At 57.8% G+C, this 11052-nt stretch carries 9 protein-coding genes; 6 read left to right on the forward strand and 3 right to left on the reverse strand.

Translation table 11 applies throughout. From position 1 onward, the window contains the following. Positions 1 to 41: 41 nt before the first annotated feature. On the reverse strand, positions 42 to 2327 hold the full coding sequence (locus tag DHN55_RS21175) for an OmpA family protein (protein WP_337660637.1): 2286 nt from the start codon (positions 2325 to 2327) through the stop codon (positions 42 to 44). 89 nt (positions 2328 to 2416) lie between these two features. Between DHN55_RS21175 and DHN55_RS21180 the strand changes: the two genes are divergently transcribed. The 6 genes from DHN55_RS21180 to DHN55_RS21205 all read left to right on the forward strand — a co-directional run bounded on the left by DHN55_RS21180 (position 2417) and on the right by DHN55_RS21205 (position 8933). Beyond that, entirely contained in the window at positions 2417 to 2803 is a 387-nt protein-coding gene (locus DHN55_RS21180; protein WP_108883539.1) for a carboxymuconolactone decarboxylase family protein, read from the forward strand. 101 nt (positions 2804 to 2904) lie between these two features. Beyond that, positions 2905 to 3345 carry a c-type cytochrome gene (locus DHN55_RS21185; protein ID WP_337660638.1) on the forward strand — a complete coding sequence of 147 codons (441 nt, stop codon included), beginning with the start codon at positions 2905 to 2907 and terminating at the stop codon, positions 3343 to 3345. After that, positions 3342 to 4259: an oxygen-dependent tRNA uridine(34) hydroxylase TrhO gene (gene trhO, locus DHN55_RS21190; RefSeq protein ID WP_337660639.1), complete on the forward strand. Its 918-nt coding sequence runs from the start codon at positions 3342 to 3344 to the stop codon at positions 4257 to 4259. The genes DHN55_RS21185 and trhO overlap by 4 nt, the downstream gene beginning before the upstream one ends. A gap of 334 nt (positions 4260 to 4593) precedes the next feature. Continuing rightward, entirely contained in the window at positions 4594 to 5331 is a 738-nt protein-coding gene (locus DHN55_RS21195) for a pyridoxamine 5'-phosphate oxidase family protein (RefSeq protein WP_108883542.1), read from the forward strand. Positions 5332 to 6474: 1143 nt separating this feature from the next. Next, positions 6475 to 8379 carry an ATP-binding cassette domain-containing protein gene (locus tag DHN55_RS21200; protein ID WP_108883543.1) on the forward strand — a complete coding sequence of 635 codons (1905 nt, stop codon included), beginning with the start codon at positions 6475 to 6477 and terminating at the stop codon, positions 8377 to 8379. A gap of 101 nt (positions 8380 to 8480) precedes the next feature. Continuing rightward, positions 8481 to 8933, forward strand: coding sequence for a GFA family protein (locus DHN55_RS21205; RefSeq protein ID WP_108883544.1), 453 nt, complete (start codon positions 8481 to 8483; stop codon positions 8931 to 8933). A 137-nt stretch (positions 8934 to 9070) separates the two neighbouring features. Here the strand turns inward: DHN55_RS21205 and DHN55_RS21210 are convergent, their stop codons facing one another. Together DHN55_RS21210 and DHN55_RS21215 are read right to left on the reverse strand one after the other, a co-directional pair. Then, the gene (locus tag DHN55_RS21210; protein ID WP_337660640.1) at positions 9071 to 9790 is read right to left on the reverse strand and encodes a DUF1194 domain-containing protein; all 720 of its coding nucleotides are present in this window, start codon (positions 9788 to 9790) and stop codon (positions 9071 to 9073) included. Positions 9791 to 9940: 150 nt separating this feature from the next. Then, positions 9941 to 10945: an ATP-grasp fold amidoligase family protein gene (locus DHN55_RS21215; RefSeq protein ID WP_108883545.1), complete on the reverse strand. Its 1005-nt coding sequence runs from the start codon at positions 10943 to 10945 to the stop codon at positions 9941 to 9943. Positions 10946 to 11052: the final 107 nt, after the last annotated feature.

An 11052-nucleotide genomic window follows, 5' to 3' on the forward strand; every position in this document is an offset into this window, starting at 1 on the left:
GTGCCGCTTTGACGCGGCACCCCTGCTCTTCGATAACGCTGTTACCGGCTGGCAAGAAGCGGCGTAATGCGCCGGATGGTAACACGGCGGTTTTCTGCCTCTTCTTCCTCGGTTTCAATTTTGAGGAACTCCTCGCCATAGCCCACCGTTTCGATGTTGGTGCGCTCTATGTTGAAGAATTGCAGCATGGCATCGCGAACCGCATTTGCACGCTTGGATGACAAACCCTGATTGTAGGCGGCAGATCCAACCGCATCGGTATGCCCTTCGATGAGGAAGACCTCATTGGGGTTGGCAGCGATGATGCGCTCAATGATCTCGCCAATTCGTTCAAGTTGAGGAATTTCCTCTTCGCGAACAAACGATTCATTGAAGCCAAAACGGATTGTGTCCACTTCAATGGCCGGCATGGAATCGCGTGCCGACGGACGGCCACTGCGGAACTCCTGACGTGAGAACTTGCGTTCAATACGCCGGCGCGGTGGCGCCACCAACTGCTGTTCAAGCAGTTCATCATCAGCCTCTGCAGCGGCGATATCATCCCGGTCGGGACCGATGCGCACTGGCGGGATCTGGATGATGATCTGGTTGTTGTCGCGGTTGCGGCGCAGTCTTTCCCTGCGGTCCGCACGCCCGGCAATCAACCTGCGGCGTTTCTCACGGCGAGCTTCGCGCAGCAGATCACGCAGGCGTTCCTTCTGACCGGCACGCAATGTGTTGGAGGCCAGCAGATCACGGGCAGACTTGATGCGTCTCTGCAACTGCCGGTCGTTCAGGTCACGAACATCGCGACGGTCACGCAGCAGTTGACGGGCATCCAGCCTGTCTTCACGCCGTTCGGCCCGGTTCTGGTCACGGCGGGCAACACGATCGCGCAATTCATCGCGATCGGTACGCGCCATGCGGCGTACCTGGCGGAACAACGGCCGATTGAGATCGCTGTCACCCATGATCCGGCGGGCCCGTTCGAGCCTGCGGCGCAATTGCGGGTCGCGCAGTGAAGCGGCAGACCTGTTGTCAGCCAGCAAATCGCGGGCTTCGCGGTTGACATTGGAAGCCGGTTGCTGGGTTACCTGTGAGCGGCGATCAACTTCCGACCGTGCCACACGCACCTGTTCGCGCACCTGGCGCTCAAGCCGGTTGCGCAGGCCATCACGCTGCAACAGGTTGCGGCCATTGCGAATACGGGTCCGCAACTCACCATCACTCATCCTGCGCACGTTCTTGTCATTGAGCAGGTAGCGCCGGGCCTGGCGGTTCACATTGCCGGACTGATCCGGTTGCGGTGGTGTCACCACGGTAGAGCGACGATCCGCCTCCGCGCGCGCAGTCTGGACCTTGTCACGAACCTGGCGCTTCAGCCTGTTGCGCAGGCCATCGCGCTGCAACAGGTTGCGTCCGTTGCGGATGCGGGTCTGCAGTTCGGCATCACTCATCCGGCGCACATTCTTGTCATTCTGCAGATAGCGCCGGGCCTGGCGGTTTACATTGCCAGCCTGATCCGGCTGTGGCTGGTTCGCAACTTTTGCGCGGCGAGCTTTCTCATCACGGGCTAACAGAAGCTGTTTAAGCACCCTGCGCTCCGTGTTTTCGCCCAAACGCTTGTCCCGCTCCATGATGTAATTGCCATCACGGATGCGGGCCTGCAGTTCGGCATCACTCATCCGACGCACTTTTTTCTTGTTGCGCAGATAGCGTCGTGCCCGTTGTTTTACATCACCGTTGTTGCCTTGCAGGGCAGGCTGGACCTGTTGTTGCGGGACCGGCTGAACCTTAGGCGTTTTGACGACGGCAGCCCGGCGCGCGGTTTCAGCGCGGGCGGCCTTGACCTGGTCACGAACCTGGCGTTTGAGCTTGCCGCTCAACCCGTCCTGCTGCAGCAAATTGCGACCATTGCGGATGCGGGTCTGCAACTGGTTGTCTTTCATGCTGCGCACATTGGCATTGTTGCGCAGATAACGCCGTGCCAGGCGGTTTACGTTGGCAGACTGATCCTGCTGTTGTTGAACAGGTTGTGCCTTGGGTTGAGGCTGTGGCTGCGCTTCCTGCTGCTGCTGTACGGGCTGCGGCTGAGCCGGTTGTGGTTGGGCCGCCTGATTCTTGCGGCGCTTGAGCTCACGCTGAACCCGGCGAAGCTGGCGTTTCTGTTTCTTGCCACCTCCATTGTCGATTTCGCCGCGCAGGACCTGCTGGCGCTGCAGCAACTGCTCAACCGACATTTGCTTAACCTGGTCTTTGCTTTGCGCCATGCTGCCGACCGGCGCCAGCGCAAGGCCGGCGGCAACCACCAGCGCGCCCAGCATGGACGTTTGAAATACCCGTTTCATTAATTTCCCTCCTTGGCAAACCTCGCACATGCGCGCAAGTTTGCGGTCAATGATGTCCAACAATCTGGCAAAACGGAGATGAACGAGACATGAACCCGATTGAAATGGAAAATGCATCGCCTGCCGTGCGAGCTGTCTATGACGACATATGTACCACGCGCGGCGTTCCCGACGTCAACAATTTCTGGAAGTACCTGGCCAATGAACCCCGCATGCTGGCAAATGTCTGGAACAGCCTGAAAGACATAATGGGACCTGGTGCGCTTGATCCTCTGACCAAAGAACTGATCTACACGGCGATTTCCATGTCAAACAACTGCGACTACTGCATGGCAAGCCACGGTGCGTCGGCGCGCGCCAAGGGCGCGGATGAAGCAATGATGAATGAACTGATCGCAGTTGTGGGACTGGCCAATATGACCAACCGGCTTGCAACGGCTTACAAGGTGCCTGTAGACGAGGCTTTCAAAACCTGATCCGCCGGGATTCAGGCCGCCGGCACGACTTGAACGGCGCAACCAAGTTGTGCCAAACCCTCACTGTGACCCAAACAACCACTCTCAAGGAACGCCGACCAGTGACCCGATGCACTAAATTAGCAGTTTTTGCCGCAATTTTCGCGATACCGACGCTTGCGCTGGCTCATTCCGGCGCGACAGGTATCGTGAAGAAACGCATGGAAGTCATGAAGGACGTCGGTGCGGTGATGAAAGAACTTGGCGCCATGGTAAAGGGAGATGCGAATTTTGACGCATCGACGGTGGCGAGACGTGCCGGTGATCTGAAGGTGCATGCCGCCGGCATGCCTGCCCTGTTCCCGGAAGGCTCCATCCATGGCCCAAGCGAAGCGCTGCCGCAAATCTGGGCGGATTTTGAAGAGTTTAGCAGAATCGCTTCAGATCTTGAATCCGCTGCCGCGACCCTGTCCGGCGTGACCGAGGCAGCAGCCCTGCCCGCCGCACTCGGTGCTGCCGGCAAAACCTGCAAAGCCTGCCATTCGGATTATCGAAAACCGTGAAAAACCCGGACAAGACAGTCGTTGCGGCCCTGTACAGGTTCGCGGTGTTTGACAGGCCGGAAGACCTGCAGGGCCCGCTGTCCAGCATTGCCGGCCATCACGGTGTCAAAGGCACGCTGTTGCTGGCGCGCGAAGGTATCAACGGCACCATTGCCGGCAGTCGTGAAGGTATTGATGCCGTTCTTGCCCACATCCGCACACTGCCCGGCTGCGCTGACATCGAGCACAAGGAATCCTGGGCTCCAGACATGCCGTTCAATCGGCTGAAAGTCAGGTTGAAACGCGAAATCGTGACGATGGGCATAGAAGACATCGATCCCAACCAGATTGTCGGCACCTATGTTGAGCCACAGGACTGGAATGACCTGATCAGTGATCCTGATACAGTGGTTATCGATACCCGCAATGACTACGAGGTTTCCATCGGCACTTTCGATGGCGCAATTGACCCAAATACCAGGTCTTTTCGCGAATTTCCCGACTGGCTGAACGCCCGTCACAACGAGCTTGCCAGCAAGAAAGTCGCCATGTTCTGCACCGGCGGCATACGATGCGAAAAGGCAACCGCCTTTGCCAAACAGGCCGGGATCGACGAGGTTTATCACCTCAAGGGCGGCATTCTGAAGTATCTCGAGCTGGTGCCGCCGGAAGAAAGCAAGTGGCGCGGCGACTGTTTTGTGTTTGATGAACGGGTGTCCGTCGGCCTCGGGCTGGAACCGGGTGAACATCAACTGTGCCGGGCGTGCCGCATGCCGTTGACGGCCGAGGACCTTCAATCTGAATTGTACGAAGAAGGCGTTTCATGCGTACATTGCCACGACACCCGCACGAACGAAGACCGGGCCCGCTTCCGGCAGCGCCAGCACCAGATCATGCTGGCAAAGGCGCGCGGCGAAAAACATCTCGGTAATTAGACGCAAATTGCAAAAAAGACGCGCCCCGGTCGCTTGAACGGCAGGGGGAACCGTTGTGCGAGGGAGCGCGATCTGATCAGCGGGGCTTTTCATGGTGTCCGGGAGGGGTATACCGGGGCCATGATGCCCATCTTCTAAGTCCGGCGTATGTTTGGTTCTTGTTGCATCACAATGCCCGGATACGTTTGCAGGGGATCGGGGGGCTTGCCTTTGCTTCGTCTTCTTGTTGTTCAACGCCTTGTTGTTGATGAGTAACCTAGGCATATTTTGAAGACATGAATGTGCATTTCATCACATTGCGAAACTGCCCTGCTTTTCCGCCCAAGGAACCTACATGCAAGCCATCACTCCCAGAGGCGTTGAAATCAACCTGGATGCGGCTCGCCCGATAGAAGCCATCCGCGTTGCCCGAACGCTGCTGCGCACAAGCCGGGTCACCACGCTGGCGACGCTTGATCCCAGTGGATATCCATACAGCACAGTTACCAACCTGATCGTCGAACCCGACGGCGTGCCGGCTGTGTTCATGTCGGGGCTTACGGTTCATGCCCGCAACATAACGGCTGACGCCCGTGTCTCGATGACGGTGGCAGACACCGGGAGCGACGTCATGACCACCGCGCGCCTGACGCTCAGCGGACAGGCAGTGCGGGTGCCGGATGCTCAGGTACCTGCGCTAAAGGCACGGTATGTGGAACGGTTTCCCAAGGCGAGACTCTATCTCGGCCTGCCTGATGCGCTTTGGTACCGGGTTCGTGGCGAAGCGGTGCAACTCAATGGCGGACCGGCGCAGAACGCCAATTCCGTTACACCTGAGGATCTGCTGACCAATCTGGCTCCGGCTTCAGAACTCATGGACTCAGCCCCTGCCCTGATTGCTTCACTGAACGAAGGCGACCGGGCGGCCCGGCTGGCTGCAACTGCGGGAGCCGAACCCGGGCGCTGGCGGGTCAGTGGTATCGATCCGGAAGGTATTGACTTGAGCACAACCTCAAATCTGGCGCGGCTGTGGTTCACCGGTCCGGTTGCCTCGCGCGAAGACTTCGATACCGCGGTCGCGGATGTGCTCTAACTGGTCACGGCTTCCTGAGTCCGCCCGAAGAACAGAAACCTTCTCAGACCCTGCCCCGGCCTGGTCAGGCGCTCATAAAAGCCAACAATGAAGCGAAGTTCTACAAGGGAAAAATAGGACTTGGAGATATCAAGCGCCTGGTGACTGGAGCCGCGTATGTACCACCCGATCAGTCCCGATGATCCATATCCAAAAACAAAAAACCGCGCTCCTTATCGCATTTACGGCAGGGGGAACCGTGTTGCGGGGAGCGCGGTCTTAATTCGCGGGGGCTGTGTCATGGTGTGCCGGGAGGGGTAACCGGAGGCCATGGTGCCCATCTTTTAAGTCCGGCGTCTGTCTGTTTCTTGTTGCATCACAATGCCCGGATAGTTTTGCAGGGGATCGGGGGGCTTGCCTTTGCTTCGTCTTCTTGGTGTCCAACGCCTTGTTGTTGATGAGCAACCTAGGCGGGTTTTAAAGACTCAGATGTGCAATTCATCACATTGCGAAAATCATCACTTTCCAGCCGGCTTGTCGGCGCTACTGCCGGGTGTATCCGGGGATGTGGCCGGCATCCTGGCCGGGATCGCACTGATCGTGACAGCATTCGTTATACTGGACAGGATCATTTCGCGACCGGTGGCTGCAACTGCCGAATAATTTGTGCTGACCCGAACCACACGCGCTAGCGGCATGAAGCGCCGGAATGGCACGGCAAAACTCAAGCAATACCAGCGCAAACAAAAAAACCGCGCTCCTTATCGCGGTTACGGCAGGGGGAACCGTGTTGCGGGGGAGCGCGGTCTTGAACTCGCGGGGGCTTTGTCATGGTGTGCCGGGAGGGGTAACCGGGGGCCATGATGCCCATCTTTCTTAGTTCGGCGTCTGTCTGGTTCTTGTCGCTTCAGAATGCCCGGATACGTTTGCAGGGGATCGGGGGGTAAACTTTGCTTCGTCTTCTTGGTGTCCAACGCCTTGTTGTTGATGAGCAATCTAGGCGGGATTTAAAGACTCAGATGTGCAATTCATCACATTGCGAAATCGGCGATGGGCAAAACAAGCCTGCCGATGGACCTGCGGACACAAGAAACTGATGCGACTGGGACAAAAACACCGCAATCGGCACATGACAACTCGGCCGACAATCGCTAAATACCCCGCATGCTTCATATCAATGCGCTGACATATCGCGTCGAGGGACGCCTGCTGATCGACAATGCCACCGTTGCCCTGCCCGCCGGCCATACGGTCGGCTTCGTCGGGCGCAACGGCACTGGCAAGTCGACGCTTTTGAAGTTGATACTCGGCCAGATACAGGCAGAGTCAGGCTCGTGCACCGTGCCGCGCAATGCCCGCATCGGAACGGTTGCCCAGGAAGCACCAAGCGGGTCTGAAACGCTGATCGAAGTGGTACTGGAAGCCGACAAGGAGCGCGCCAGCCTGCTGGCCGAGGCAGAAACCGCAACCGATCCAAACCGGATCGCCGACATCCAGATGCGTCTGGCGGATATTGATGCACACTCTGCACCGGCGCGCGCTGCGGCCATTCTGGCCGGCCTTGGCTTCAACGATGCGGCTCAAAACGAACCCTGCTCCGCGTTTTCCGGCGGCTGGCGGATGCGTGTCGCACTGGCGGCAGCCCTGTTTGCCGAACCGGACGTACTGTTGCTGGACGAACCGACCAACTATCTCGACCTTGAAGGCGTGATCTGGCTGAAGAACTATATCCGCACCTATCGCCACACCGTCCTTATCGTCAGCCATGACCGCGACCTGCTCAACGACGCAGTCAGCGCCATCCTGCACCTGGAGCAATGCAAACTGACGCTCTACCAGGGCAATTACGACACCTTCGACCGCATTCGCCGCGAAAAGCAGGCGCTGCAGATGAAGATGAAGCGCAAGCAGGATGACGCGCGCCAGCACATGCAGGCGTTCGTCGACCGCTTCCGCTACAAGGCGTCGAAGGCCAAGCAGGCGCAATCACGCCTGAAAGCGCTGGAGAAGATGCAACCGATTGCAGACGTGATCTCCGATCGCGTTTCGCCGTTCCTGTTTCCAGAACCGGCCCGCCCGATAAATCCGCCGCTGGTGCGGTTTGAAAAGGCAGCGGTGGGGTATGAGGACGGTAAGCCGATCCTGCGCAATATCGATTTGCGCATCGATGGTGATGATCGCATTGCCCTACTGGGGGCAAACGGCAACGGCAAGTCCACATTTGCGAAGCTGCTGTGCGGCCGGCTTGGCGTGATGGATGGGCACATGCGTCATCACAAGAAGCTGAATGTGGCCTATTTCGCGCAACACCAACTTGATGAACTGAACCCTGGGCAAACGCCTTATGATCATTTCGTGGAACTGATGCCAGATGCCACCGAAGCCCAGCGCCGCTCAAAACTCGGTGCATACGGCTTTGGCGCCCACCTGACCCACAACAAGGTCGAAACACTGTCGGGCGGCGAGAAAGCCCGGCTGCTGTTTGCGCTGGCAGCCTTTCACGGGCCGAATATCCTGGTGCTCGATGAACCGACCAACCACCTTGACGTGGCGGCGCGCGAAGCGCTGGTGCATGCGCTTAACGAGTATGAAGGCGCGGTCATCCTGATCAGCCATGACAGGCATCTGATCGAGGCATCGGTTGACCGGCTGTGGCTGGTCGATGAGAGCACAGTCAAGGCCTATGACGGTGATCTGGACGGCTATGCGCAACTGGTTCTGGAAAAGAGCCGGACCGCAAGGCGTGAGGCGAGGAAAAGCGCGCGCGCGTCAAATCCCGCCACCGAGCCTGTAAAATCCAAGCCGGCGCCTGCCAAGGTCAACCTGGTGCATCTTAAGAAGCAGATTCAGCAAAGCGACAGCAAGATGCTGGAACTGCAGGAAAAAATAACCATTCTTGACCGTGCGCTGGCGGACCCGCAAATGTATGCGGCACAACCGAAAAAGGCGGCCGACTTTGCCAAACTGCGCGCCAAGCTGGCGGAAGACCTGGAGGCGACGGAGTTGAATTGGCTGCGAATGCAGGAGACCTTCGACTCCGCCTCAAAGGGCCCACGGAAATCGGCTTAGGCCTGGCCAAGGCGCCGTACGGGTTTCCAATTGATTCCAGATACCGGCTAGACTGGCTCTGAGCGATAGAACCTGTTTTTGACACATGGGATGATGATGCGATGGTGTTTTCGGGCGGCTGCCAATGCGGCACAATTCGGTACGACATAAACAGCAAACCGGTTCTTGCCTATTGCTGTCATTGCACTGACTGCCAACGGCAGTCGAGCAGCGCCTTCGGCATGTCCGTCTGGTTCCCGGCGAGCGCATTCACGCTGACCTCCGGTGCATTGCTGACCTGGACAACAAGGGGCGATAGCGGAAACGAAAAAACCTGCACCCTGTGCCCCGATTGCGGCACGCGCATTTATCATTCTTTCCCGGACCAGTCGGATACCCTCAGTGTGAAAGGAGGATCACTGGACAAGATCCACGAAATAGATCCGGTCGCACATATCTGGACAAGAAGTGCGCAGCCATGGGTCTTGCGACTGATCGATGGTGAACTCTGTCATGAGACCGAGCCCGAAAATTTCGACCATCTGGTCGCCCGATTCCAACGAAAACCGGATTAAGTGCTGGTGCGGGCTGACACCGGTCAACTGGCATGGCAAATCTGGCGCATCTCAAGAAGCAGATTCAGCAAAGCGACAGCAAGACGTCAGACACCGCCTCAAACGCGTCAGCCAGGGCCAGATTGGAAACGCCAGAGTTAATCGCGGTTTGCCGCGAAACTATAGGTTGCCGGTGTCACACCCGATACCTCAAGCACCAGTTTGCGCCGTACCGTTTCTGCAAAACTTGCTCTGCCCTCCGCCGTCACCATGAAGGCACCGGGACCGCCGATGATACGGTCGGCGTATTCCTGTTCCAGGTTGGCCCCGGCCCGTCTGCCGTCTTCAGGGCGCAGAATTGGCAGTGCGTTGATAGTGATGCCCGCCGCGAGCACCTCTGCACGCGCGACAGCGATAGGAGGGCCTGAGAAATTGCGGATACTGTCGCCGGAAAAATCGATCACGGCGCGGGGTGCGCGAATGTCATTTGCCTCGATCAGTTTTTTGGCATCCAGCAGGGCACCGCCAATAGCGTTGCTGCCATATGCCTGGCGCGGCGGGCCGGTCAGGGCTTTCGCGAAGGCTTGGGCGGTTTCCAGGCTTTCGATAATCATCCAGTCGGCCACCACGGCAGTATTGCTTGCCCATTCTACATAGGTCACCGCAATTGAACCGTAAATCGAACTTTCAATAGCGGCCACGACCTGCGGGTCGGTCATGGCCGACGCGTATCCCTGGCGCTGAAAGGCAAGTTCCTCAGCATCGATGGAGCCCGAGGCGTCGGCAAGCAGTACCAGTTCCAGCCCGGCTTCGCGGCGCTCCTGCGCAGCAGCGGTTCCGGTAAGCAGGAGAACGAGAAGAACCCTGAGAAACATCATATTGCTCAGGTTAAGCAGATTTTGCCTGATGGCAAGCTGTAGACCGGGTCCTGGTCCGGGCAATAAGCCGATATGCAGAAATAGGCAGCATCCGTAGAGAATGCGGACGCGACACTTATGGTCAACCGCGATGTTGATGTGCGCAACTTGTCATCTGGCGAACGTCAGGTCCTCAGCCATGTCCGCAAACTTGCGATCCAGGTCCGGGTCATCGAACACGCCGCTGCAGTTGCCGGGACACAGGGTGATCTCGCTTAACTTCAAATCGCCGTTTTCCAGCAGGAACAGGTCGACCCGGGCATATTTGAACTGGCCGCCGATTGCCTCTGCTACCTTGCACATGGCGGCAAACTCTGCCGGGGCCGGTATGAATTCACCTTGCGCCGTGCTGTCGATGTTGAGTTTCAACGGCCGAAAGTTCCGGTCATACAAATTGCGCTGATAGCTCTCGAACCGATCCCGGATGTGCTGGACAAAACCGATCCGGCCACCCAGTACCGTGAACTGAAACTCGTTTGGCGAACCGGCATCTGAAACCGACGGTTCCAGGAAGTACTCCTTTGGATAGGTGTGGTACCACCACTCGCCCAACCCTTCCACGTCTCTCCTGCGCGGCCACCGCCGTGCCTGCGACAACGCTCTGCGCCGGGTATTTTCCGAGATTGGGAATGCAAGCCGCAATTGGTTGCCAGATCCGTAATTGGCCTTGAAAAAATAATTGACCGGCGGCACGTCTTCGTTGCGCGGCAGGGAAATTTCGTCAGACAGCCAGACAGGTTTTACGGGCGATACCAGATGTGCAACCTGTGACGGGACAAAATTGCCGACAGCAAGCTTGTTGCCCGGTGACGGCTGCGGAATGTCGCAGAACACCTTCATCCAGAACAGCTTCTCATTGTAGGTTTTGGGATCGGAAAGGCTCGGCATTACGCCGTGCGCCTTGCGAAAAATGTCAGCCCCTCTGGCGATCGCATACCTCAGGTCGTCCGGGTCGTAATAGTCCACGCCGCGCAGGTGGTCAGGTTTGGGCGGCCGGTCAATCTGGTCTGCGTAGCGTTGGTAGACTGTGTGCATTTCGATTGCCGCATGGGAAAGCGCGCTGCTGCTGACGCTTACCAGCGGAAAATACCGCTGCAGTTTCCCCATGAAACTCATGACCGTTACTCACACTTTCCCTGACAGCAGAAAGGCAAGGGTACGGAAATTCCTCTGATGGCTCAACAAGATGGCCGGAACAGGATTAATATTTACCTGCCCTCGCC

Source organism: Anderseniella sp. Alg231-50, from assembly GCF_900149695.1.
GTDB lineage: Bacteria > Pseudomonadota > Alphaproteobacteria > Rhizobiales > Aestuariivirgaceae > Anderseniella.

Bases quoted from the DNA above. Each gene is read 5' to 3' on its own strand.
- DHN55_RS21200 (WP_108883543.1), top strand. From the start codon at position 6,475: ATGCTTCATATCAATGCGCTGACATATCGCGTCGAGGGACGCCTGCTG.
- DHN55_RS21195 (WP_108883542.1), top strand. From the start codon at position 4,594: ATGCAAGCCATCACTCCCAGAGGCGTTGAAATCAACCTGGATGCGGCT.
- DHN55_RS21205 (WP_108883544.1), top strand. From the start codon at position 8,481: ATGGTGTTTTCGGGCGGCTGCCAATGCGGCACAATTCGGTACGACATA.
- DHN55_RS21210 (WP_337660640.1), bottom strand. From the start codon at position 9,790: ATGATGTTTCTCAGGGTTCTTCTCGTTCTCCTGCTTACCGGAACCGCT.
- DHN55_RS21215 (WP_108883545.1), bottom strand. From the start codon at position 10,945: ATGAGTTTCATGGGGAAACTGCAGCGGTATTTTCCGCTGGTAAGCGTC.
- DHN55_RS21175 (WP_337660637.1), bottom strand. From the start codon at position 2,327: ATGAAACGGGTATTTCAAACGTCCATGCTGGGCGCGCTGGTGGTTGCC.
- DHN55_RS21180 (WP_108883539.1), top strand. From the start codon at position 2,417: ATGAACCCGATTGAAATGGAAAATGCATCGCCTGCCGTGCGAGCTGTC.